Below are 24387 nucleotides of genomic sequence, written 5' to 3'. Positions count from 1 at the left end.
AAATGGCAGGTGGGGTTGATCGCAAACGTGGATTAGGCAGGGGCTTATCCGCCTTGATGGCTGATGTTGCGGAGACAGAAAAGACTGCGAGCGCGGGGCTGTCTGCGACAGAGCGCTTGATCCCCATCGAACAAATTACCCCCAATCCCGAACAGCCGCGTAAACGATTTGCTGAAGGCGATCTGGATGATCTGGCGTCATCCATTCGGGAAAAAGGTGTTATTCAGCCGCTGATCGTGCGTGCAATTGCAGGTGACCGGTACGAGATTGTAGCTGGTGAGCGGCGTTGGCGCGCGGCCCAAATGGCAAAGCTGCATGATCTTCCGGTCATCGTTCGATCCTTTTCCGACGTTGAAGTGCTCGAAGTTGCGATTATCGAGAATATTCAACGGGCGGACCTCAATCCCATCGAAGAGGCCGCAGGCTATCGCCAGCTGATGGACCGATTTGGTCACACGCAGGAAAAAATGGCCGAAGCGCTGGGTAAGAGCAGAAGCCATATCGCAAATCTTTTACGGCTGTTGAATTTGCCGGATACTGTGCTTGAGCTCGTCCGGAAAGGCGAGCTGAGCGCTGGCCATGCGCGAACGCTGGTCACGTCGCAAGATCCTTTGAGGCTCGCTCAGCAGATTATCAAAGGCGGGTTATCGGTACGGGCGGCAGAGGCATTGCTTAAAAAAGAGCAAGATCCCGACGCTGGCGGCACTTCTGGAAAAAATCCTGCCGGCTCAGGACCCGACCAAAAAGACGCGGATACCAAGGCCCTTGAGGGCGATTTGTCCGCCACATTGGGAATGAAAGTGAACCTCAATCACAAGCCGGGGCAGGAGGCAGGGCAAATGACCGTGCACTATAAGTCTTTGGAAGAGCTTGATGAATTGTGTCGGATACTGAGCGGGTCCTAGGATTCCAGCAATTTGGACACCACGGCGTTTAAAACTGTAAACCCTTGTTTTGAAACGATTAACCTCTTATCTTTCTCATGAATCATACCGAGTTTGACCAATTCTTCGATCTTGCTGGTCGGTAGTGCCGTGCCGGACAGTTTTTCATACCGCTCAGGATCAATACCCTCTTTGAGGCGGAGACCCATCAGCAGAAATTCGACAGATTGATCTGATTTAGTCAGCGGCGCGCGCGGCTTCTCGGCAGCATTGGTCGCCACGGAATGCAGCCAACGGGCCGGGTTGGAAAAACACTCGGTTGCCCACCGCTGCCCGTTTCTCGTGATCCGACCATGGGCGCCGGGTCCGATCCCCACATAGTCGCCGTACCGCCAGTAGATCAGGTTATGCCTCGATTGTGCACCGTCACGGGCATGATTGGAAACCTCATAGGCGGGCATGCCATGAGCACCGCAAATATCCTGCGTCAGTTCAAAGAGGTCCGCACCAAGATCGTCATCAGGCAGATCTTTCAGTTTTCCCGCATTATACCGGTCACCGAAGGCGGTGCCTTGTTCAATGGTCAGCTGATAAAGCGACAAGTGGTCAACAGCCATGGAGAGAGCCTGCTTCAGTTCGTCCTCCCAGTCCTTTAACGATTGACTCTGGCGGGCATAGATCAAGTCAAAACTGACGCGCTCAAAGGTGCTGCGGGCAATATCAAATGCCTTCATGGCTTCATCGGCGCTGTGCAACCTGCCAAGGCGGCTCAAATCCGTATCGTTCAACGCCTGGATGCCCATGGAGATGCGATTGACCCCACCTTCACGAAAATCCCGGAACTTATGCGCTTCGACAGAGCTTGGGTTGGCCTCCAGCGTGATTTCCAGATCGTTCGCACAAGGCCACAAGGCCCGGATTCTTTCGATGATGCGTGCGACCGTATCCGGGGCCATCAGGCTTGGTGTGCCCCCGCCGAAGAAAACCGACCTGAGCACGCGTCCCGGTGTTTCCCTGGCCGCGCGCGCCAGTTCCGTCAGGTAGGCTTCGCACCAGGCCGATTGATCGATTTCGCGGGACACATGGCTGTTGAAATCGCAGTAGGGGCATTTCGCCTCACAGAACGGCCAATGAAGATACAGACCGAAACCACCGTTTTCCCAATCTTCAGCCAAAACACCCTGCGATCAGTTTTGTGAAGGCATCCGCACGATGGCTGATCCGGTTTTTCTCCGCCGGGTCCATTTCCGCAAAAGTGATGTCATACCCGTCGGGCTGAAACATGGGGTCATAGCCGTGGCCGACCTCCCCACGAATGGGCCAGACCAGCGAGCCGTTCACCTTGCCTTCGAACACTTCATCATGCCCATCAGGCCAGGCCAAAACGAAAGTGGCGCGGAAACGGGCGCGCCGGGGATGGGCTGCTTGTTTTTCTTCAAGCAGCGAATGCGTCTTGGTCATCGCCATAATGAAATCGCGACCAGCGGGCGTTTCAGCCCAATCCGCAGTGTAAACGCCGGGCTGATCATCCAGCGCTTCGACTTCGATACCGGAATCATCCGCCAGCGCTGGTAATCCAGTAGCCAGAACAGCGGCGCGTGCCTTGATGCGGGCGTTACCGACAAATGTTGTTTCTGTTTCCTCGGGTTCCGACAAATGCATTTCTGCCGCCCCGACAACTTCGACGCCATAGGGTTCAAACAGCTGGCGCATTTCGTCCAGTTTGCCCGCGTTATGAGTCGCGACCAGAATGCGTTTACCGTCGAACTTACGTGTCATGCAGCGGCAGCTTTCTGGGCTTCGGCCAATTCCGAGACGCCTTTTTCGGCGAGGTCCATCAAGGCGTCCATTTGATTCCGGGAGAATACCGAACCTTCGGCGCTCATTTGGACTTCGATCAGCTTATGTGAGCCGGTCATGATAAAATTTCCGTCAACACCGGCTTCTGAGTCTTCGGGATAATCAAGATCCAGCACGGGTTGACCGGCATAGATGCCACAACTGATGGCGGCAACGGGATCAACCATGGGGTCGCTGATCACATCGCCCGCTTTCATCAGCTTGTTAACAGCAAGTCGCAGCGCAACCCAGCCGCCTGTGATTGAGGCGCAGCGTGTGCCGCCGTCCGCCTGCAAGACATCGCAGTCTACGGTGATCTGACGCTCGCCCAAGGCCACCCGATCAACGCCTGCGCGCAGGGCGCGGCCAATAAGCCTTTGAATTTCAACGGTTCTTCCACCTTGCTTGCCAGCGGCCGCTTCGCGGCGCATGCGCGTGCTGGTGGCACGTGGCAGCATGCCGTATTCGGCTGTGACCCAGCCAAGACCCGATCCTTTGATGAAAGGCGGCACGCGGTCCTCGATCGTGGCTGTGCACAACACATGGGTATCACCCATCTTGATCAGGGCGGACCCTTCGGCGTGTTTGGTGAAACTTGTCTCAATCACCACAGAACGCATTTCATCTAAAGCTCGACCTGAAGGGCGCATGACATATCCTTTGCTTGATACCCCCCGATACCGCTCTGAGCCCAAGGGATGCAACCCCGATTGAATTCTCACCCCCTTATGCTTTTATGCGCAGGCAGGTAGGATACCGATATGAATGATGTGCCAAAAATTCTTGGGGAGATGAATGAGCGTTCGCGCGAAGTCTTCCGCCGCGTGGTGGAGGGGTATCTTGAGGACGGCACGCCTGTTGGATCGCGTACGCTGACGCGGGATTTCAGTGAGAAGGTGAGCGCCGCGACGATCCGCAATGTGATGCAGGATCTTGAATATCTCGGTCTGCTTGACAGCCCGCATGTCAGTGCCGGGCGGATACCCACGCAACTTGGGTTGCGCATGTTTGTTGACGGGTTGCTGGAAATTGGCAACCCGGATGAAACAGACCGCGAGAAAATCGACGCGACGCTGGGCTCGAACGAGCAGGATGTCAGTGGCCTGCTGGATCGTGTCGGATCCGCGTTGTCGGGCGTGACGCATGGCGCATCCCTTGTTCTGACGCCAAAGCGCGAAGCGCCCATCAAGCACATTGAGTTCGTCTCTCTGTCTCATGACCGTGCGCTTGTCGTTCTGGTCTTTGCCGATGGCCACGTGGAAAACCGGCTTTTCACACCACCCGCCGGGCAGACACCGAGCTCGATGCGCGAGGCAGCCAATTTCCTCAACGCGCTGATCGAAGGTAAGACGCTCGGCGAAGTTCAAAACACGGTTCAAATCGAGATTCGGAACCGCCGTCAGGAAATTGATTCGCTGGCGCAGGATCTGGTCGAAAGCGGGCTTGCTGTTTGGGAAGGTGAGGGCGATCAGATCGAACGGTTGATTGTCCGGGGGCGGTCGAATCTGCTGAGCGAAGATGGCGAGACCGAAGATTTGGAGCGCATCAGACGCCTGTTTGATGACCTTGAACGCAAACGTGATATCGCAGAATTCCTCGAACTTGCTGAAGAAGGCGACGGTGTGCGCATTTTTATTGGTTCTGAGAACAAACTTTTTTCACTTTCGGGTTCCTCTCTGGTGGTTTCCCCATATATGAACGCTGATCGAAAGATCATTGGCGCGGTTGGTGTCATTGGTCCGACGAGACTGAATTATGGACGCATTGTGCCGATTGTGAATTACACGGCACAGCTGGTCGGAAAGCTGATTTCGGACCGGAGCTAGAGGTGAACTATGGCAGAGCCCAAGAACGAAGAGTTTCTGGACGATATCGAAGATGCGGAAGCCGAAGCTTTTGCGGAAGCGATGGAAGAAATTGACGACGAAGCGCTGGAGCTGGACCAGTTGCGCGCTGAACGTGATGAATTGCGTGATCGCTTCATGCGTGCATTGGCAGATGCGGAAAACGCGCGCAAACGGTCTGACCGTGACCGCCGTGAGGCCGAAAACTATGGCGGCTCCAAACTGTCGCGGGACATGTTGCCGGTTTATGACAACATGAAACGCGCGTTGGAAACCATCACGGATGAGCAGAAGGAGACCAACAGCGCGCTGATCGAAGGCATTCAGCTGACGATGCGCGAGCTTCTGAGCGTTTTCAAGAAGCATGGGATTGAGATCATTGCGCCTGAGGTGGGTGACCGGTTCGACCCGCAGCACCATCAAGCGATGTTCGAAGCACCCGTTCCGGGCACGAAAGCGGGCGATATCATTCAGGTTGCAGCCGAAGGCTTCATGCTACACGATCGTTTGCTGCGTCCGGCTCAGGTTGGCGTATCTTCAACGCCTGCTGGCTGAGGGTTTCATCAGCACTGAAATCGAAAGAAGGCCGTCAGGATTTGGCGGCCTCTTTCAATTTATAGAGCATCTCCAACGCTTCTCGCGGCGTGAGCTCGTCTGGGTGGATATCAGTCAGCGCGTCCTCGACGGCTGAGGATTTTGATTTGGGGGGTGGTGACGTGGCGACTGCGGAAAACAACGGCAAATCGTCAATCAGCGTTTTCTGCGTTGCGCCGCCTTCGCGTTCCCCTTTTTCCAAGGCGTCGAGAACCACGCGTGCCCGCGCGATCACGGCAGGCGGCAGTCCGGCCAGCTGCGCCACCTGAACGCCGTAAGACCGATCCGCCGCCCCTTTGTGCACTTCATGCAGGAAGATGACCTCGCCCTCCCACTCCTTCACCGCCACAGTTGCGTTTTCGACCCCATCCAATTTACCGGCCAGTGCGGTCATCTCATGATAATGCGTGGCAAACAGAGCGCGGCTACGGTTGGCATCATGCAGGTGTTCCAACGTGGCCCAGGCAATGGACAACCCATCATAAGTGGCTGTGCCGCGGCCAATCTCGTCCAGAATAATCAATGCACGGTCGTCAGCTTGATTCAGGATTGCCGCTGTTTCGACCATTTCAACCATAAAAGTGGATCGTCCCCGTGCCAGATCATCTGAAGCACCAACGCGGCTGAAAACCTGACTGACCAACCCGATATGGGCAGTCTCAGCGGGCACAAAACTGCCCATTTGCGCCAGTATCGCGATAATCGCATTCTGACGCAGAAACGTGGACTTCCCGGCCATGTTGGGACCGGTCAGAAGCCAGACCTTGGCGGCTTTATCATCAGCGCTCAGATCGCAGTCGTTTGCGATAAAGGGCTCATTTGTTCCGGATTTGAGTGCGTTTTCAACGACCGGATGGCGCCCTTTGGTGATGTCGAAGGCGCGGCTTTCATCGACTTTCGGCGCGCCCCAGTTTTCCAATACTGCAAGCTCTGCCAGAGCGGTGCTCAGGTCTATTTCTGCAAGCCCGCTCGCGGCCTCATTAATATCCGCAGCCCTGTCCAAGACGGTTGTGCGGAGCTCTTCGAAGTGACGTTTTTCAATTTCCAGCGCGCGCGCACCGGCGTTGAGGATTTTGGTTTCCATTTCTGAAAGTTCCACCGTGGTGAAGCGCACTTGATTGGCTGTTGTCTGACGGTGGATGAAGGTCTCCGAAAGGGGCGGGGACAGCATCTTATCCGCGTGTGTCGCCGGTGTTTCGATGAAATATCCCAAAACATTGTTGTGCTTGATCTTAAGGGATGAAATCCCCGTATTAGAGACGAAATCTGCCTGCATCTGTGCGATCAGGCCACGGCCTTCGTCACGCAGTTTACGAGCTTCGTCCAAGTCCACATCGTGACCGGGGGCGATGAAGCCGCCGTCGCGCGTCAGCAGCGGTGGTTCAGCGACTAAGGCTGCATCCAGAAGGTCGATCAAAGCGCGATTGCCTACCATGTCTTTTCGAGCATCACTCAGGAGCGGAGGCAAATCGCTGTCCGCCAGCGCCTCACTTAAGGATTCTGCTTCAGAAAGACCGTTTCGAAGTGCTGCAAGATCGCGTGGTCCTCCCCGGTCAAGTGACAAACGCGATAACGCACGATCAAGATCTGGGACCTTGCGCAGATGCTCACGCAGTTTTTGTCGCAACTCCATTTCATGCGCTGCGAAACCCACTGCTTTCAGTCTTGCGTGCACGACGGACAACATCCGCGACGGGCTGGACAGGCGACGTTCCAGCAGTCTGGCACCCCCTGCGGTCACGGTCTTGTCGATAACGCCGAGAAGTGATCCCGCTCGACCGCCTGAAAGCGCTTGTGTCAGCTCAAGGTTGCGCCGAGTTGCAGCGTCAATTTGAACGGTTCGGTTTTCTGCCTCTTTCTGAGGGGGGCGCAAAAGCGGTAGATTGCCTTTCTGGGTGATCTCCAGATATTGGATGATGGCACCCATGGCGGCAATTTCGGCACGTGAAAACGCGCCATAGGCTTCCAGCGTTTCGACCTCAAAAAGATCGCAAAGGCGCTTTTCGCCACCGGTGCTGTCAAACGCCGATCGCGCAATTCCGGTCAGAGCGATGCCAAAGTCTTCGGCAACGTCACGCAGTTCAGCTTCTTTGCTTTCAGAAACAATGAGTTCCGACGGTGCCAGGCGGGCGAGCTCTGGACCCAAACGCACAGCCGTCAAGGGCATCACATGGAAAGCACCGGTGGAGATATCGACCCATGCCAGGGCCTGCGCATCGCGCACTTCCGCAAATGCCGCGAGATAATTGTGCCTGCGCGCTTCCAAAAGGGCTTCTTCGGTCAGTGTGCCCGGTGTCACCAGGCGCATAACATCGCGTTTCACAACGGATTTGGATCCGCGCTTTTTCGCCTCAGCGGGACTTTCCATCTGCTCGCAAACCGCGACACGGAAACCTTTGCGGATTAGCGTCAACAGATAGCCTTCGGCGGCATGCACCGGAACGCCGCACATGGGAATATCAGCACCGTCATGTTTGCCGCGTTTGGTCAGCGCGATGTCGAGCGCCTGCGCCGCAGCGACCGCATCATCAAAGAACATCTCGTAGAAATCGCCCATGCGGTAAAACAGCAAAGCGTCCGAATAGTCGGCTTTCAATTCGAGATATTGCGCCATCATTGGCGTGACGGTCATGTGGTGCCCCCCGGCGGTTTGCGCTGACCTTACAAACGGCGCGCGGGAGGTAAAAGCCTCAAATGCTGTCTGCTTGAGGCGACGCGCGTGCTGGGCTAGAGGTTGTGCGCCCGGATCATCAACAAAGGCCTATTTCCCATGTCAAAAACCCGCGTGACACCCGAAGAGGCCCTGGCCTTCCATCTCGAACCGACGCCCGGAAAATTTGAGATTACGGCAACAGTTCCGATGACGACGCAGCGGGATCTGAGCCTGGCCTATTCGCCCGGCGTGGCAGTGCCTTGCGAAGCAATTTCGGCCAATCCGGAAACAGCCTATGATTATACCAACAAGGGCAATCTGGTGGCTGTCATCTCCAACGGTACGGCGGTTCTTGGGTTGGGCAATCTGGGTGCGTTGGCCTCGAAACCTGTGATGGAAGGCAAGGCGGTGCTCTTCAAGCGTTTTGCCGATGTGAACAGCATCGACGTAGAGCTTGATACAGAAGACACGGACGCCTTCATCAATGCGGTCAAACTGATGGGGCCGACGTTTGGGGGTATCAATCTCGAGGACATCAAGGCGCCGGAATGTTTCATCATTGAGCAGCGTCTCAAGGAAGAGATGGATATCCCGGTTTTCCATGATGATCAGCACGGTACGGCGGTGATTTGTGCTGCGGGGTTGCTGAACGCGCTCTATATCTCCGGCAAGAAAATTGAAGATGTGCGTATCGTTCTGAATGGGGCAGGTGCTGCTGGTATCGCCTGTCTGGAACTGCTCAAGGCGATGGGCGCGCAGCATCAGAACTGCATCATGTGCGACACGAAAGGTGTGATTTATCAGGGGCGTACGGAGGGTATGAACCAGTGGAAATCAGCGCATGCGGTTGCCACGGAGTTGCGCACGCTGGATGAGGCGATGAAGGGGGCTGACGTTTTTCTGGGTGTGTCGGTCAAGGGAGCCGTCACGCAGGATATGGTGACGAGCATGGCAGAAAACCCGGTGATTTTTGCCATGGCGAACCCGGACCCGGAAATCACGCCGGAGGACGCGCATGAGGTTCGCGCCGATGCTATCGTTGCCACAGGTCGAAGCGACTATCCAAATCAGGTCAATAATGTGCTTGGTTTCCCATATCTTTTTCGCGGTGCACTGGACATCAATGCACGTGCGATCAACGATGAAATGAAAATTGCCTGTGCGCATGCCCTAGCCAATCTCGCGCGTGAGGATGTGCCGGATGAAGTGGCCTTGGCTTATGGCAAAAACCTGACGTTCGGGCGCGACTACATCATTCCGACACCATTTGACCCAAGGCTGATCCACCGCATTCCGCCAGCGGTGGCCTTGGCGGGCATGAACACCGGCGCTGCCCGCCGTCCGATCATTGACATGGAAGCCTATGAGTTATCCCTGAAATCGCGCATGGACCCGACCGCAAGCATTCTGCGGGGCATCAACGCGCGTGCCCGTGCCAATCAGGCGCGCATGATTTTTGCCGAAGGTGACGACCCGAGGGTCTTGCGTGCGGCTGTGATGTATCAGCGCGCCGGTCTTGGCAAAGCCCTGGTTGTCGGTCGCCCGGAGGATGTGAAATCCAAACTTAAAGCGGCAGGTTTGGCAGATGCAGACCGCGAAATTGAGATCGTGAATGCGGCCAATACGCTCCATTTAGAGACGTATAAGACGTTCCTTTATGAGCGTTTGCATCGTCGAGGATTTGATGCGCAAGACATTCACCGACTGGCCGCGCGCGACCGGCATGTATTCTCCGCCCTGATGTTGCAGCATGGGCATGGCGATGGTCTGGTCACGGGCGCGACACGGAAATCAGCGCATGTACTGGACCGCATCAATCACGTGTTCGACGCGGATAAGGCGAGTGGAGCGGCGGGGATCACCGCACTTTTGCACAAGGGCCGGATCATATTCATTGCTGATACGCTGGTGCACGAATGGCCGGACGAAGAAGACCTTGCCAATATTGCTGAGCGGGCTGCGACTGTGGCGCAGAACATGGGGCTTGAACCCCGCGTGGCTTTTGTCAGTTTTTCGACCTTCGGGTACCCCGTTTCGGAACGCGCGGAAAAAATGTACCTCGCGCCGCAGGTTCTGGATGCGCGCGGTGTCAGCTTTGAATACGAGGGCGAGATGACCGTGGATGTGGCCCTAAACGCCAGGGCACAGGCTGCCTATCCGTTCTCACGCCTGACTGGGCCAGCAAATATCCTCGTTGTTCCGGCCCGTCATTCCGCAAGCATTTCGGTGAAACTGATGCAGGAAATGGCGGGGGCGACAGTGATTGGTCCTATCCTCGCAGGGGTGAACGGCTCCATTCAGATGTGTTCTACCGTCTCGACGGCGAACGATATTCTGAACATGGCTGTTCTGGCTGCCTGCAAGGTCGGGTAGTTCAGCTTCCGGCAAAAGGTGCAGCACTGCCCCAAAGCTCTTTGACACGTGCGTCTCTGCCGCAGGCCTTCCGATAGGCTTTATAGGCAGACGCCTGCCGTTTCGGGCCAAACCGTGTGAGCACCAGGGAATTTCCTTTGTAATAATCCTGGTGGTAAGCGTCCGCCGGATAGAATTCCGATGCGCCCAGAATGGGCGTTACAACAGTTTGGCCAAGATCTGTGGCTGCTTTGGCCTTGGCTGCTTTGGCAATCTTCTGTTGTTGGGGTGTTTCCGCAAAAATTGCCGTTCTGTAGCTGTCTCCCCGGTCGCAGAACTGGCCACCCGCATCTGTCGGGTCAACGGAACGGAAAAACAGATCAAGCAACGTGCGACGATCCACAATCGACGGATCAAATGTAATTTGCACCACCTCGTAGTGACCCGTGCCGCCCGCTGTGACTTGCTTGTAGGTTGGGTTCTTCACCGATCCACCCGCGAAACCCGATACAGCCTCTTTGACGCCCTTGACCTTCTCGAAATCCGCCTCGACACACCAGAAACAGCCACCTGCAACGGTCAGTGTTTCAAGTTCGGCCGCCTGCGCCGTGCGCGCCTGAGCCATAAAACCGAAGGCGATCATCCCGACCAGAGCCACTGATTTCAACGTATTGAGGTTAAACATACCGCATCTCCTTTCAGTGCAGTCTGTCCGGGCCGCTCGGCGAGAACAATTCACGAGCCTGCGATCTCACGTGCTGGTGAAGTTAGTTTACGGCTTGGCATTTCCGATGGCCGTTTTTAACGTGAATTGAAACATCAAGGGGCGCGCGCGATGAATTTTGAAACAAAGACCTGCCGCCGAGGGCAATATTGATGCGGATTGCGATGTGGTCTGGCCCGCGCAACCTATCGACGGCGATGATGTACAGTTTTGGCGCGCGCAAAGATTTTTCGGTCATGGATGAGCCATTCTACGCGGCATATCTCGCGAAATCGGGCGCTGATCATCCAATGCGCGACGATATTCTCAATAGTCAACCTACCGACCCGACCGAGGTCGCCCTGCAATGTACTGCTCGCGTAGCCACGCCGCATCTCTACATGAAACACATGCCCCATCATATGCTGGCAGGTTTTCCGCTGGAGTGGGCGCAAGACTGCGTGAATGTGCATCTGATCCGCCACCCTGCGCGGGTCATCGCCAGCTATGCGGCGAAACGCGAAGCGCCGACGCTGGAGGACATCGGCTTTGTCCAGCAACACGCACTCTATGAGAAACTGGGCGGTATCGTGATCGACAGCACGGACATTCGTGCGCGCCCCGAACATATGTTGCGCGCCTTATGCGCAGCGATTGATCTGCCTTTCGATCCGGCCATGCTGCATTGGCCATCGGGCCCGCGTGAAGAGGACGGTGTTTGGGCCGCGCATTGGTATGGTGCGGTGCATCGAAGCAGCGGGTTCGCTGGCGCGGAGGGCAAATTGCCCGTGATCGAAGAGAGTTTGGCTGACCTTCTGGATGCTGCGCAGCCATATTATGGGGCGCTACTTGAACGTAAGATCGGCTAAGTCACTGAAATTGAGTCCAAATGTTGAGAAGTAACTATCTGAAATTATTGATTGAATCTCACATTTTACTCTTTAGTATAAAAGCAGGGCGGTCACCCCCACAAGAGATAACCGCCCTGAACTTTACTTGCCCTTCTTGGGCCTTGAGTTTTTCACGGTCTCGACGACATGAGTCTTACTCTTGCGTCGGGCCGTGGCTACCGTAGTAAAACGACCAGTGATCGCGCTACGGCCTACTTTGCGAGTAGATTTAACCAATGCTAAACACCTCCCTTCCCGGACGGTTGTCCGCGCCGTTTCAGACAACCAGTGGGGTCAAGACATGATTCTACTCACCATATATGGTACATGTGGTGGTCAATTAGAGTCCAGAGGATAACTCTGCGGGTAACTTAGTCGTTCAACCGACGATCTCGCGCGGCCAGCAGCTTCAGGCGCAGCGCGTTCAATTGGATGAACCCGGCGGCGTCTTTCTGGTCGTAGGCGCCGGCGTCGTCTTCAAATGTCACATGTGCCTCAGAGTAGAGACTGTGGTCTGACCAGCGTCCCACCGTGCGCACGTGACCTTTGTAAAGTTTCAGGCGCACGGTGCCGGTGACATGAGTTTGTGAGGCATCAATGGCAGCTTGCAGCATCGTGCGTTCGGGCGAGAACCAGAACCCGTTGTAGATGAGTTCCGCATAACGCGGCATCAGCTCATCCTTGAGGTGCATGGCCCCGCGGTCGAGTGTGATGGATTCGATGGCACGATGCGCTTCCAGCAACAGCGTCCCGCCCGGCGTCTCGTAGATGCCGCGTGATTTCATCCCAACAAAACGGCCCTCAACCAGATCAAGCCGCCCGCAGCCGTGTTTACCACCCAATTCATTGAGGCGCGTCAGCAGCGTCGCGGGGGACATCGCAACGCCGTCAATGCTGACCGCATCGCCTTTTTCGAATCCGACCTCGATGTATTCAGGCGTCTCCGGCGCGTCTTCTGGGTTTACCGTGCGTTGATAAACGTAATCGGGCGCATCCACGGCCGGGTCCTCCAGCACTTTACCCTCGGAGGAGGTGTGCAACAGGTTGGCGTCGACGCTGAAGGGCGCTTCGCCGCGTTTGTCCTTGGCAATAGGAATCTGGTTCTTTTCGGCAAAATCCAGCAGTTTGGTCCGGCTACTGAGATCCCATTCACGCCAGGGTGCGATCACCTTGATATCAGGGTTCAAGGCATAGGCGGCCAATTCGAAACGGACCTGATCGTTGCCCTTGCCGGTCGCGCCATGCGCCACCGCGTCCGCGCCTGTTTCCTCGGCAATCTCGACCAGACGTTTGGAAATCAGCGGTCGCGCGATGGACGTTCCCAACAGATACAGACCCTCGTAGACCGCGTTGGCCCGAAACATCGGGAACACGAAATCACGCACGAATTCTTCGCGCACATCTTCAACATAAATCTGCTTGGCACCCATTTGCTCGGCTTTTTTGCGCGCAGGCTCCAGTTCTTCGCCCTGGCCCAAATCCGCTGTGAAGGTCACCACTTCACAGCCATATTCGGTTTGCAGCCATTTCAGGATGATTGATGTATCGAGACCGCCGGAATAGGCGAGCACAACTTTTTTGGGCGCAGACATTGAATTTTCCTTCGTCACTTTGCCCGCAGCCGATAACGGGTTTTGCTGAGCGCAGCAAGGTTGAACCGCGTTGACCCACACGCCCGGCGGGCCTACTGATCAATCTTGCAAAAACCCCCAAGGAGCGGGCACATGACATCCACCGCCTTTGCCGAGGCAGCACGGGCCGCTGAGCAGGAAATGCGCGCCGTTTTTCCCGCAACGCCTTTGATGCGGAACGATCATTTGTCCGAGCGCTTTGGTGCCGAGGTCTGGCTGAAACGCGAAGACCTCAGCCCCGTGCGGTCCTATAAACTACGTGGCGCATTCAACGCCATGCGCAAGCAAATTCCCGGGCAGGATCTCTTTGTATGTGCAAGCGCTGGCAATCATGCTCAGGGCGTTGCTTTCATGTGCCGGCATTTCGGTGTGCACGGTGTTGTTTTTATGCCGGTTACGACGCCGCAGCAGAAAATTCTGAAAACAAAGATGTTTGGCGGTGAGCAGGTCGAAATACGCCTTGTTGGAGACTATTTCGACAAGACGCTCTCCGCAGCGCAGGCGTTTTGTGAGGAAGCGGCCGGTCATTTTCTGTCGCCCTTTGATGATGAAGACGTGATCGAGGGGCAGGCCTCTGTCGCTGTTGAAATTGAAGCGCAACTGCGCCGCACCCCGGATCACATCGTTTTACCAGTTGGCGGCGGCGGCCTGTCATCAGGTGTGCGCAGTTTTTTTGGTGAAAACTGCCGTTATACATTTGTGGAACCCACCGGCGCACAAAGCCTGGGCAAGGCGCTTGAAGACGGCGCGCCGGTAGATGTCTCGCCGATCAATAGTTTTGTCGATGGTGCGGCGGTTGCGAAAATTGGCGAACGGACTTTCGCGCGGTTAAAGAGCGTTGCTGCAGATAGCGTGCTGCATCTGTCGGAGGATCGCATTTGTACGACCATCGTTGAGATGTTGAACGTCGAGGGTATCGTGCTGGAGCCCGCAGGCGCCATGGCAATTGAAGCGCTTTCTGATCTGGCCGATCAAATCAAAGGGAAAACTGTGGTTTGTGTCGCCTCTGGCGGAAACTTCGACTTTGAACGGTTGCCCGAGGTCAAAGAGCGCGCGCAACGGTATTCGGGCGTGAAGAAGTACTTCATCCTGCGTATGCCGCAACGACCTGGTGCGCTCAAGGAGTTCCTCAACATCCTTGGCCCTGATGATGACATTGCCCGGTTCGAATATCTGAAGAAATCTGCCCGCAATTTTGGCTCCGTGCTGATTGGTATCGAAACGACCCGCCCGGAGAATTTTCAACGGTTCCTTGGTGAGCTCGATAAGGCCGGTTTCACCTATACCGACATCACCAACGACGAGACTTTGGCGCAATTTGTCATCTGAGGTAGCGGTATGGATTTCTCTGGAAAGGTGGTTGCCATCACCGGAGGCGCAAGTGGCATCGGAGCAGCGCTGGCGGCAGGTTTTCTGGGTAAGGGTGCCAAAGTTGCGATTCTCGATCTAGGTCCAGAGCGGGTTGAAGAAACCGCAAATCACCTTCGATGCTCGGGGTATTGTTGTGATGTCACGCGGGAGCCAAAACTCACCGAAACGATTCGTGAGATATCAAGAAATCTTGGCAGCATTGATATTTTCGTCTCTAACGCGGGGAGTTTTGAGTCACAACCAGATCATGCTGCGTCGGCGACAAATGAGGTTTGGGCACAAAATTGGTCTTTGCACGTGATGGCCCATGTCTATGCGGCGCGGGCCCTGCTGCCGGAAATGATCGCGCGGCGATCTGGGTATTTTGTGAACATCACTTCCGCGGCAGGGTTGCTCAACCAAATCGGTGATGCCGCTTACTCAGCCACAAAACATGCTGCCGTCAGCTTTGCCGAATCTCTCGCAATTACCCATCGGTCAGATGGGATCGGGGTTTCCGTCGTCTGCCCGCAATATGTTGCGACCCCACTCATTGGTTTGAACGCTTCAGATGCCGTCACTCATGAAAGCCTTCTTACCGCGGAACAGGTCGCTGGCGATATTCTTGATGGCGTTGCAGATGGTAGGTTCCTCATTCTGCCGCATCCACAGGTTGCCGAATACGCGCGATCGCGAGCAGAGAATCACGAAAAGTGGATCAAGGGTATGGTGCGGCTGAGGTCCAGAATGGAGGGCGAAATGGACACATCTGACATAAAGGACTTTTACAAGCTGCTCTAACCTGCGAGCTTGGTGCTCATCTCGCTCAGAAAGATCACACGCGAATTTTCGTAGCTGGCCAGGATTTCTGGAATGTCCACAACAGCGCCCGGGTCGTTTGCAACGGCGCTTTCGCCGTTTTGGCAAAGACCGGAGAACTGACGGAATCCCAAGCTGAGCGCGCTACCTTTCAAAAAATGCAAGCGTTCTTCGAGATCACTATGTGTTTCTTGAGCTTTTAACTCAGCAATCGCCGCATCTACTTCTTCCAAAAACAGCTCGACAACTTCGTCGAAGTCTTCTGTGCCCACCTCTTCCCGAAGTGTGGTTACTCTTTCCCAATCGATCATGGCAAACTCCACCAATTTGAAGGGTATTATGGGCCTAGAATCCTAACGGATCGTTTGTCGCGGGCAGATTTGTTGAACGCATTCGAATTTTCACCTGCTCTTAAGCATTCTGAGGGTAGAGCGGTGAGAGGAATGAATTGAGCATTTTATGTCTAAGCAATTGGCAATAGCGGACACGGAAGTGTTGCCCGAAGAACTGGCTGCGCCCAAGCTCGTGCTGGTCGTAGACGACAGCCGATTGCAACGGAAAATCCTGACCAGCACCCTGTCTCGCTGGGGCTACGAGGTCATGGAGGCAGACAGCGGCGAGGCCGCGATGGCGGCATGCGCTGTGCGTCGGCCCGAATTGGTTCTGAGCGACTGGATGATGCCTGGCATGTCCGGGATCGAGTTCTGCAAGGCTTTTCGGGAACTTTCCGGAGAGGATTACAGCTATTTCATCTTGCTCACATCGAAGAGTGAAAAGAACGATGTCGCTGAAGGGCTGGACGCTGGCGCTGATGACTTCCTGACCAAGCCGGTGGATGGCAATGAATTGCGCGCGAGGATGATGGCGGGCGAACGCATTCTTGAAATGCAGAGCGAACTTACGCTGCAAAACCGAGTGATTACCGATACACTTGCCGAGCTGCAACGCGTGTACGATTCCCTCGACAATGACCTTGTGGAGGCCAAACAACTGCAGCAATCGCTGGTGCGAGAGCGGCACAAGAACTTCGAAGGGGGCGATCTTTCGCTTCTTTTGCGTTCAAGCGGTCATGTTGGTGGTGATTTGGTTGGATTTTATCCCGCCGCCGCAGGACATTTGGGATTATTTGCAATCGATGTGTCCGGCCATGGCATCAGTTCCGCTCTTATGACGGCAAGACTGGCGGGATATTTGTCAGCCAGCGCGCTGGACCAGAATGTCGCGTTGGAAAAACTGCCAGACGGCACCTATCAGTCCCGGCCGCCAGCAGAGGCCATTGAAACGCTAAACGAGATGGTGCTCGAAGAAATGGAGACAGAGCATTATTTCACCCTGATGCTGGCCGACATTGACATGGAAACCGGCAAAGTGGTGATCGGACAGGCTGGCCATCCGCACCCTGTCATTCAGCGAAAGTGTGGCACCCTTGTGCAGGAAGGGACGGGCGGTTTTCCGGTTGGTTTGATGTCCGGGGTCACATTCAGCCAATTCGAGATGCATTTGAACGCAGGTGATCGGTTGATCATCCTGTCCGATGGCGTCACGGAATGCCCCGGTGCAGATACCGAGATGCTGGAGGAGGAGGGACTGGAGACTATGTTGCGAAACCTACACGACGTTAGTGGCCTGGCGTTTTTCGAGTCGCTCATCTGGTCGCTAAGTGAATTCGCGGGGGCTTCGGAATTTCCGGACGATGTGTCAGGTCTTTTGTTCGAATATCGCGGCAGCTCTCAGGAAAAATAACGCGCCAAAAACAACCGGTCACCATCATTGCCCAGTGATTCAGCCGCCCTTTCGGGGCTCATCCAAAGGGACTGATGGTCCGCTTCCGTTGGGGCTGCCACCTGGTAAACGGGCCGTGCCACAAAGACATGACAGATCTTTTCCGCCCAGATGTCGTATTCAGGCATGAACACAAACCGCTTGAACGCCCCGAGCTTTCGAGGTTTCGCAATGCGCCAGCCGGTCTCCTCCATCACCTCCCGGTGCAAGGCACGAATGGAGCTTTCGCCCTTGTCGATGCCGCCGCCCGGCAACTGAATGTCTGCCCGTTCGCCCAGTTGAACTGTCAGAAGGACGCCACCGTTCAACGGCAAAACCGCATAGGCTCCCGGGCGGGTTACATAGCGTCGATCTGCGCGTGGCGCATGGCCGACACGTATCATCATTCTGGCTTGCCCTCTTTTCATCGTACGCAAGACGTTTATATGGGGCCGGTATGCCAACCGATTGGCGATAAGGAAACCCCAATGACACTTGGACACCAGATCGCGTGGGACGATACGGTCCTGCCATTTCAACTTGATGCCAGCAATATCCGCGGCCGTGTCGCGCGGCTCGACGGAGCGCTGAATGGTATCTTGAAACAGCATGATTATCCGCCGCAAGTCGAAGCACTGGTTGCGGAGATGGCTTTGCTGACCGCATTGATCGGGCAGACGATCAAGCTGCGTTGGAAATTGCAGCTGCAAGTCCAGTCCAAAGGGGCGGTTCGGATGATTGCCACCGATTACTATGGCCCAGAAAAGGAAGGTGGGGCCGCACGTATCAGAGCCTATGCAAGCTATGATGCGGATCGGCTCACCGATGCAGCCCCCTTTGATCAGGTGGGTGAGGGGTATTTCGCCATCATGATTGATCAGGGTAAAGGTATGACCCCCTATCAGGGGATTACACCGCTTGACGGTAATTCGCTGGCCGCCTGCGCAGAAACCTATTTTGCGCAGTCCGAGCAGCTCCCGACCCGGTTTTCCCTGAGCTTTGGACAATCTACAGAACCGGGCGTTGCCGAGCATTGGCGTGCCGGAGGTGTGATGTTGCAACACATGCCCAAGGCATCGCCCTTTGTGGCTGATGGCGATGGCAAAGGCGAAACGCTCTCGGCGTCTGATTTGGTTCAGGATGACGAAGCAGAGAACTGGAGCCGCGCAAACATCCTGCTGGATACGGTGGACGAGATTGAACTGATTGGTCCGACATTGGCGCCAAACGATCTGTTGCTGCGTCTGTTCCACGAAGAACAGCCACGTGTGTTCGATGCGCAGACCGTTCGGTTTGGCTGTACGTGTTCCGAAGACCGGGTGCGCCAAAGCCTCTCGATTTACTCTGCCAAGGATATCGAGAAAATGACCACAGACGCAGGTCGTGTCACGGCAGATTGTCAGTTCTGTGGCGCGCATTATGACCTTGATCCGATAACTGTTGGATTTGAGGCTGAGACGGGCGGCGATGACGCTTGATCTGGCACAGATAGGGGCGGCTCTGGCACGACCGGGCCGTCCGTCTTCTGATTTCGATCTGAACCCGGAAACTGTTCTGCCCGCTGGTCGCAAGCTGCGTCCGGCGGGCGTTCTCGCACCCATCACACAGAAAAACGGCGGTTTGCACCTTCTTCTGACCAAACGGTCCTCCGCCCTGAAACACCACCCGGGTCAGATCGCGTTCCCGGGGGGCAAGCAGGACGCGGGAGATGTGAACGTCACAGCGGCAGCCCTGCGCGAGGCGCGCGAAGAGATTGGCTTGCCCACTGAACAGGTGGATGTGCTGGGCACCTTGCCCGCCCATGAAACCGTCACCGGATTTATGGTGACGCCGGTGATTGGATTGGTCAAAGGCAATTTTGAGATTAGCCCTGAGCCCGGGGAGGTCGATGAGGTTTTTGCGGTACCACTGGTGCATGTGCTGAACGCGGACAACTATCTGATCCAGTCGCGGCGCTGGCGGGGGCAGATGCGGTCCTATTTTGTGGTGCCCTATGGCCCCTATTACATCTGGGGCGCAACTGCGCGTATGTTGCGGGCATGGACCGACCAGATATCACGGTAATCCCACCTGAAACCGGGTGGTTGAACGCCGCCGCGACACAGGATGTGTGCCGGGCCATTTCCGCACAGGGTGCGCAGGTCTATTTCGTCGGTGGATGTGTCCGAGACGCGATTTTGGGCGTGCCGGGTGCGGACGTCGACATGGCGACCGATGCAACGCCGCAAGATGTCATGAAACTGGCACAGGCGGCGGGTCTGAAAGCGGTGCCAACCGGGATCGATCATGGCACCATAACGGTTGTCACAGACGGAATGGGCTATGAGGTAACGACCTTTCGGCGTGACGTGGAAACCGATGGCCGCCACGCTGTGATCTCGTTTTCCAGCGACATTTCAGAAGACGCAAGACGGCGGGACTTTACCCTGAACGCGCTTTACGTCACGCCAGACGGGGGCATCGTCGATCCGCTGGGCGGGCTGCCGGATTGTCTGGCGCGCCGGATCAGGTTCATCGAAGACGCAAACGCGCGCATTCGCGAAGACTATCTGCGCGCATTACGGTTTTTCAGATTTCATGCGTGGTATGCCGATCCGAATGGCGGATTTGAGGCTGAGGCACTGGATGCCATCGCAAGAAATGCCGCCGGAGTAGAGGGCCTCTCTGCTGAACGGATCGGGGCCGAAATGTGCAAGCTTTTGGGGGCTCCCGATCCTGTTGCGGCGGTTGCGGCCATGCAACAGACCGGTGTTTTGCAGCGTGTTCTTCCGGGAAGCGACATCACGTTTCTGGGACCGGTTGTGCACAATCAACAGACATTGGATCTACCCCCGGACTGGCGGGTCCGTCTGGTGGCGCTTGGGGGTCTGGATGCGGCAGACCGCCTTCGGCTCAGTCGAGGGCACGCAAAGTTTCTGAGCGAATTGCAAGCCGCGTCCGGCAATATGATGCCGATCCATGAGGTTGCCTACCGCAATGGCTCTGATGTGGCGGTGGGTGCAATGCTGCTGCGTTCTGCCATGTCCAACCAACCGGTTGATAAGGCAGCGCTAAACCCAATAGAGGTTGCATCAAACGCATTGTTCCCGGTCAAGGCTAAGGACTTGATGCCTGGGCTTTCAGGTAAGGCGCTGGGTGACCGATTAAAGTACCTCGAGCAGCGCTGGATTGCTGCTGAGTTCCGACTGACACGTGAAGAGTTGATGACATTGAAATGAACCGGTCGACAAATCACCGGTTCTTTTGTAAGACCTTCCTCATGAAGACGGAGGATTGCAAAATGTTTCGTGGGATCTGGTTCAGCTGAAGCTGACGTAACCACCACGCTCTGAAAGGCTCTGCACTGCAGCGCCTGATCATTTTGTATTTTTTCTCTTAAGGCCCTCCTGTCATGTTCCGCTTCTTTGAACGTCTTGTTGACCCCTATACCCCCTATGTCGATACCGATCATCCGCCGCAAAGGTTGTGGCCGTTCCTGTGGGAGTACTCACAGCCTTTCAAGAAGGTTTTCTTGTGGGCTGGCATCATGTCGGTTCTCGTTGCCGCGATTGAGGTTGCGCTGATCTTTTATATGGGCCGCGTTGTCGATTTGCTGAAAGGCGATCCGGCGGCATTTTGGGATGCATACGGCATGGAACTGACCCTTGCGGCGCTGTTCATCCTGCTCATACGGCCGCTGCTTCAGGCCGTTGACGTGGCTTTGCTGAACAACGCGATCCTGCCCAATTTTGGCACGCTGATCCGGTGGCGGGCGCACCGCCAGGTTTTGCGCCAGTCGGTGGGGTGGTTTGAGAATGATTTCGCCGGTCGGGTTGCGAACCGGATCATGCAGACACCACCGGCTGCCGGTGAAGTGGTTTTTCAGGTTTTCGACGCGATCTCCTTCTCGCTGGCCTATCTGATCGGTGCCGCAATCTTGTTGTCGAGCTCCGATCCGCGTTTGCTGATCCCGCTTGTCGTTTGGTTCATGCTTTATGGTCTGCTTCTGAAATGGACGGTCAAACGTGTCGGGCCCGCGTCTCAGGCGGCATCGAATGCGCGTTCTTTGGTGACGGGCCGTGTCGTGGATGCCTACACCAATATCCATTCCGTCAAGATGTTTGCGCATCACGAACAGGAGCTGGAATATGCCAGAGAAGCCATCGAGGAAACCCGCGCGACCTTCCAGAAAGAGATGCGGATTTTCACCGTGATGGACGTCACGTTGGTCACATTGAACGGTCTTCTGATCATCGGTGTTGTCGGCTGGGCAGTGCTTTTATGGTCGCAGGGGGCGGCGAGTGTTGGTGTGGTCGCGGCGGCGACGGCGCTGACCTTGCGCCTGAATGCGATGACGGGCTGGATCATGTGGGCGCTGACCACATTTTTCCGCGAGTTAGGCGTTGTTGCCGAAGGGATGGAGACCATTGCGCAACCCATCGCTTTGGCGGATTCCAAAACGGCCAAGCCCTTGCAATTGTCTGATGGAACGATTGAGATCAGCCGCTTGTCGCATCACTATGGGCGCGAGTCCGGCGGGCTGGACGGCATTGATCTGACCATCCGGCGGGGTGAAAAGATTGGCCTTGTGGGGCGCTCAGGTGCCGGAAAATCGACGTTGGTCAAGCTCTTGCTGCGGTTTTACGATCCCGAAAGCGGTCAGATCCTGATCGACGGTCAGGATATCACGCAGGTCACACAGGACAGTTTGCGCCTGTCCATTGGCATGGTTCAGCAGGACAGTTCCCTGCTGCACAGGTCTGTGCGCGACAACATCCTTTACGGGCGTGTCGATGCCAGCGAGGATGAAATGATCGCGGCCGCCAGACAGGCGCAGGCGCATGAGTTTATCCTCGATCTGGAAGACCCGGAGGGGCGCAGGGGGTATGACGCTCAGGTGGGTGAACGCGGTGTCAAGCTGTCCGGCGGGCAGCGTCAGCGGGTGACGCTCGCGCGGGTGATCCTCAAGGATGCGCCAATCCTGCTGCTGGACGAGGCGACCAGTGCGCTCGACAGTGAGGTGGAGGCAGCCATTCAGGACACGCTTTACGGCATGATGGAAGGCAAGACCGTGATCGCTATCGCCCACCGTCTGTCAACCATCGCGCAGATGGACCGGATTCTGGTGCTCGATCAGGGGCGAATTGTCGAAGACGGCAGCCATGACGCGCTTTTGGCGCAGGGCGGGCTATATGCAGAATTCTGGGCCCGGCAGTCGGGCGGGTTTCTCGCCATAGAGGGGGCAGCGTGAAAATTTCAGATTGGATCGACGCCTTCCGCCCGGCCGAAGGACCACCGCCTGAAACGCTGGGTGCATTCATGCGGTGGTGCCTCAGCGGGTCATGGCCGGCATTGTGTCTGGCGGCGTTTTTGTCGGCATCAGCGGGTGCGTTGGAGGCGGGCACCGCCCTTATCCTCGGGCTCGTCATTGATGCGACCGCCAATCATGGACCAGAGCAGTTTTTTCAGGGCGGCAATGTCGCGGTTCTAATGGGCGCAATCGCCTTTTTCCTCCTGGCGCGACCGTTACTTTTTGGCCTCTCTGCTTCGGCCAATGCGATCATCGTCGGCCCCAATGTGAACCCGCTGGTTCTGTCGCGCCTGCACCGGTGGACATTGGGTCAGACGGTGGGGTTTTTTGATGACGATTTCGCCGGTCGGATCGCGCAAAAGCAGATGCAGGCGGCGCGGGCTGTCACGGATGTGGTGGTCGAGGTCATCAATGTGGTCGCCTTTGCCTTGGCGTCTCTGGCGGGGTCGGTTCTGCTGCTACTGGCCATTGACTGGCGCGTGGCACTGGGGTTTGCGGTCTGGCTCATTGTTTACTTCGCAATGATCAACTGGTTCTTGCCGCGTATTCGCATGCGTTCCGCCGGGCGTGCGGGGGCGCGGGCGATGGTGTCAGGTCAGGTCGTGGATACGATCACCAACATCAAGACGGTCAAGCTCTTTGCCCATGCCGATCATGAGGACCGCGCGGCCCTTGGTGCGATGCAGAGCTTTCGCGAAAAGGCCTTGGCTTTCGGATATCTTGCCGCTGGTTTCCGCTTTGCCCTAATGACGCTTGCGGGGAGCCTGCCGGTGCTTTTGCTGGGCGGTACGATCCTGCTGTGGCAATCCGGGCAGGCCAGTCAGGGCGACATCGTCGCCGCTGGTGCCGTGGCCATTCGCATCGCGCAGATGACAGGCTGGGTCAGTTTTACCCTGATGGCGATCTATTCCAATATTGGCGAGATCGAGGACGGTATTCGGACCCTCACGCCGCGCAACCGTGTTGAAAATGACCCCAATGCAACGGACCTCAAAGTGCCAGACGGGCAGATTGTGTTGCGCAATCTCGGGTTTGCCTACGGGCGCGACAAGGGTGGCGTGCGCGGTATCAACCTGACCATCGCGCCCGGTGAAAAACTCGGTATTGTCGGGGCGTCCGGCGTCGGGAAATCAACCCTCGTGGCGCTTTTGCTGAGGCTTTACGATTCCGAAGAAGGTGAGATCGAAATCGACGGTCAGAACATCACGCGCGTCACCCAGGAAAGTCTGCGCAGCAACATCGGCATGGTCACGCAGGAAACCGCGATGTTCAACCGCTCTGCCCGTGACAATATCCTTTACGGGCGTCCCGATGCCACCGAAGCGGATGTCATTGCTGCCGCACAAAAAGCCGAAGCCCATGATTTCATTCTGGAACTTGTCGATCACAAAGGTCGCACCGGGTATGATGCGCATTTGGGCGAACGGGGGGTGAAGCTTTCCGGCGGGCAGCGCCAACGTATTGCTCTGGCGCGCGCCATTCTCAAGGATGCACCCATTTTGGTACTGGACGAGGCGACCAGCGCGCTCGACAGCGAAGTCGAGGCGGCAATTCAGTCGGCGCTGGAACGGGTCATGCAGGGTAAAACCGTTCTGGCCATCGCGCACCGTTTGTCGACACTGACGGAAATGGACCGGATCATGGTCATGGACGACGGGCAGATCGTTGAAAATGGCAGTCACGAGACGCTGTTGGCCCAAAATGGCCTCTATGCGCAGTACTGGCAGCGCCAGTCCGGCGGTTTCATCCGAACCCAGGCCGCAGAATAGGGGCTTTT

The 24387-nt window shown here is 56.2% G+C and carries 21 protein-coding genes; 13 read left to right on the top strand and 8 right to left on the bottom strand.

Translation table 11 applies throughout. The features are described from left to right. Positions 1-2 precede the first annotated feature (2 nt). Positions 3-905 carry a ParB/RepB/Spo0J family partition protein gene (locus tag Q0802_RS08025; protein WP_298916154.1) on the top strand — a complete coding sequence of 301 codons (903 nt, stop codon included), beginning with the start codon at positions 3-5 and terminating at the stop codon, positions 903-905. Here Q0802_RS08025 and hemW read toward each other — a convergent pair. Genes hemW through rph form a run of 3 tightly spaced genes read right to left on the bottom strand, consistent with a single transcriptional unit; the run spans position 902 to position 3373 of the window. Next, positions 902-2059 carry a radical SAM family heme chaperone HemW gene (gene hemW / locus Q0802_RS08020; protein ID WP_298916151.1) on the bottom strand — a complete coding sequence of 386 codons (1158 nt, stop codon included), beginning with the start codon at positions 2057-2059 and terminating at the stop codon, positions 902-904. The two genes, Q0802_RS08025 and hemW, sit on opposite strands and share 4 nt — an antisense overlap. Then, the gene (gene rdgB / locus Q0802_RS08015) at positions 2052-2663 is read right to left on the bottom strand and encodes an RdgB/HAM1 family non-canonical purine NTP pyrophosphatase (protein ID WP_298916148.1); all 612 of its coding nucleotides are present in this window, start codon (positions 2661-2663) and stop codon (positions 2052-2054) included. The genes hemW and rdgB overlap by 8 nt, the downstream gene beginning before the upstream one ends. After that, the gene (gene rph, locus Q0802_RS08010) at positions 2660-3373 is read right to left on the bottom strand and encodes a ribonuclease PH (protein WP_298916145.1); all 714 of its coding nucleotides are present in this window, start codon (positions 3371-3373) and stop codon (positions 2660-2662) included. Before rph ends, rdgB begins: the two co-directional genes overlap by 4 nt. A 111-nt stretch (positions 3374-3484) precedes the next feature. Here rph and hrcA point away from each other — a divergent pair, with 111 nt between their 5' ends. Together hrcA and Q0802_RS08000 are read left to right on the top strand one after the other, a co-directional pair. Further along, positions 3485-4549: a heat-inducible transcriptional repressor HrcA gene (hrcA, locus tag Q0802_RS08005; protein WP_298916142.1), complete on the top strand. Its 1065-nt coding sequence runs from the start codon at positions 3485-3487 to the stop codon at positions 4547-4549. A 9-nt stretch (positions 4550-4558) separates the two neighbouring features. Then, positions 4559-5122: a nucleotide exchange factor GrpE gene (locus Q0802_RS08000; RefSeq protein ID WP_298916140.1), complete on the top strand. Its 564-nt coding sequence runs from the start codon at positions 4559-4561 to the stop codon at positions 5120-5122. Between the two features lie 34 nt (positions 5123-5156). Here the strand turns inward: Q0802_RS08000 and mutS are convergent, their stop codons facing one another. Further along, the gene (gene mutS, locus Q0802_RS07995; protein WP_298916136.1) at positions 5157-7793 is read right to left on the bottom strand and encodes a DNA mismatch repair protein MutS; all 2637 of its coding nucleotides are present in this window, start codon (positions 7791-7793) and stop codon (positions 5157-5159) included. Between the two features lie 138 nt (positions 7794-7931). On the opposite strand from mutS, the gene Q0802_RS07990 reads away from it, so the two are divergent. Further along, positions 7932-10187 (top strand): NADP-dependent malic enzyme, encoded by a 2256-nt coding sequence (locus tag Q0802_RS07990; RefSeq protein ID WP_298916133.1) that lies wholly within the window; start codon positions 7932-7934, stop codon positions 10185-10187. A 1-nt stretch (position 10188) separates the two neighbouring features. Here Q0802_RS07990 and msrA read toward each other — a convergent pair whose 3' ends face one another. After that, entirely contained in the window at positions 10189-10851 is a 663-nt protein-coding gene (msrA, locus tag Q0802_RS07985; protein ID WP_298916130.1) for a peptide-methionine (S)-S-oxide reductase MsrA, read from the bottom strand. A 191-nt stretch (positions 10852-11042) separates the two neighbouring features. Between msrA and Q0802_RS07980 the strand changes: the two genes are divergently transcribed. Further along, positions 11043-11738 (top strand): HAD family hydrolase, encoded by a 696-nt coding sequence (locus tag Q0802_RS07980; RefSeq protein WP_298916127.1) that lies wholly within the window; start codon positions 11043-11045, stop codon positions 11736-11738. A gap of 392 nt (positions 11739-12130) precedes the next feature. On the opposite strand, the gene Q0802_RS07975 is transcribed toward Q0802_RS07980, so the two are convergent. After that, on the bottom strand, positions 12131-13351 hold the full coding sequence (locus Q0802_RS07975) for an argininosuccinate synthase (protein WP_298916124.1): 1221 nt from the start codon (positions 13349-13351) through the stop codon (positions 12131-12133). Between the two features lie 132 nt (positions 13352-13483). Between Q0802_RS07975 and ilvA the strand changes: the two genes are divergently transcribed. Together ilvA and Q0802_RS07965 are read left to right on the top strand one after the other, a co-directional pair. After that, a complete protein-coding gene (ilvA, locus tag Q0802_RS07970) occupies positions 13484-14719 on the top strand; it encodes a threonine ammonia-lyase IlvA (protein ID WP_298916121.1) in 1236 nt (411 codons plus the stop codon). A 9-nt stretch (positions 14720-14728) separates the two neighbouring features. Next, positions 14729-15541: an SDR family NAD(P)-dependent oxidoreductase gene (locus tag Q0802_RS07965; RefSeq protein WP_298916118.1), complete on the top strand. Its 813-nt coding sequence runs from the start codon at positions 14729-14731 to the stop codon at positions 15539-15541. Here Q0802_RS07965 and Q0802_RS07960 read toward each other — a convergent pair. After that, positions 15538-15870 carry an Hpt domain-containing protein gene (locus Q0802_RS07960; RefSeq protein WP_298916115.1) on the bottom strand — a complete coding sequence of 111 codons (333 nt, stop codon included), beginning with the start codon at positions 15868-15870 and terminating at the stop codon, positions 15538-15540. The two genes, Q0802_RS07965 and Q0802_RS07960, sit on opposite strands and share 4 nt — an antisense overlap. 148 nt (positions 15871-16018) lie before the next feature. Between Q0802_RS07960 and Q0802_RS07955 the strand changes: the two genes are divergently transcribed. Beyond that, entirely contained in the window at positions 16019-17302 is a 1284-nt protein-coding gene (locus Q0802_RS07955) for a SpoIIE family protein phosphatase (protein ID WP_298916112.1), read from the top strand. On the opposite strand, the gene Q0802_RS07950 is transcribed toward Q0802_RS07955, so the two are convergent. Further along, the gene (locus tag Q0802_RS07950; protein ID WP_298916109.1) at positions 17290-17727 is read right to left on the bottom strand and encodes an NUDIX hydrolase; all 438 of its coding nucleotides are present in this window, start codon (positions 17725-17727) and stop codon (positions 17290-17292) included. The two genes, Q0802_RS07955 and Q0802_RS07950, sit on opposite strands and share 13 nt — an antisense overlap. Positions 17728-17808: 81 nt before the next feature. Here Q0802_RS07950 and Q0802_RS07945 point away from each other — a divergent pair, with 81 nt between their 5' ends. The 5 genes from Q0802_RS07945 to Q0802_RS07925 all read left to right on the top strand — a co-directional run bounded on the left by Q0802_RS07945 (position 17809) and on the right by Q0802_RS07925 (position 24379). Continuing rightward, complete coding sequence (locus Q0802_RS07945) at positions 17809-18798, top strand: Hsp33 family molecular chaperone HslO (RefSeq protein ID WP_298916106.1); 990 nt, start codon at positions 17809-17811, stop codon at positions 18796-18798. Beyond that, entirely contained in the window at positions 18788-19384 is a 597-nt protein-coding gene (locus tag Q0802_RS07940) for a CoA pyrophosphatase (protein WP_298916103.1), read from the top strand. The genes Q0802_RS07945 and Q0802_RS07940 overlap by 11 nt, the downstream gene beginning before the upstream one ends. Beyond that, a complete protein-coding gene (locus Q0802_RS07935; RefSeq protein ID WP_298916100.1) occupies positions 19360-20538 on the top strand; it encodes a CCA tRNA nucleotidyltransferase in 1179 nt (392 codons plus the stop codon). The genes Q0802_RS07940 and Q0802_RS07935 overlap by 25 nt, the downstream gene beginning before the upstream one ends. 173 nt (positions 20539-20711) lie before the next feature. Further along, positions 20712-22550 carry an ABC transporter ATP-binding protein gene (locus Q0802_RS07930; RefSeq protein WP_298916097.1) on the top strand — a complete coding sequence of 613 codons (1839 nt, stop codon included), beginning with the start codon at positions 20712-20714 and terminating at the stop codon, positions 22548-22550. Then, a complete protein-coding gene (locus Q0802_RS07925; RefSeq protein WP_298916094.1) occupies positions 22547-24379 on the top strand; it encodes an ABC transporter ATP-binding protein in 1833 nt (610 codons plus the stop codon). Before Q0802_RS07930 ends, Q0802_RS07925 begins: the two co-directional genes overlap by 4 nt. Positions 24380-24387 lie beyond the last annotated feature (8 nt).

This window comes from uncultured Roseobacter sp. (genome assembly GCF_947495275.1).
GTDB lineage: Bacteria > Pseudomonadota > Alphaproteobacteria > Rhodobacterales > Rhodobacteraceae > Roseobacter.
Note: the sequence above shows the minus strand (reverse complement) of the source record. Positions and strands in the feature narration are given on the sequence as shown.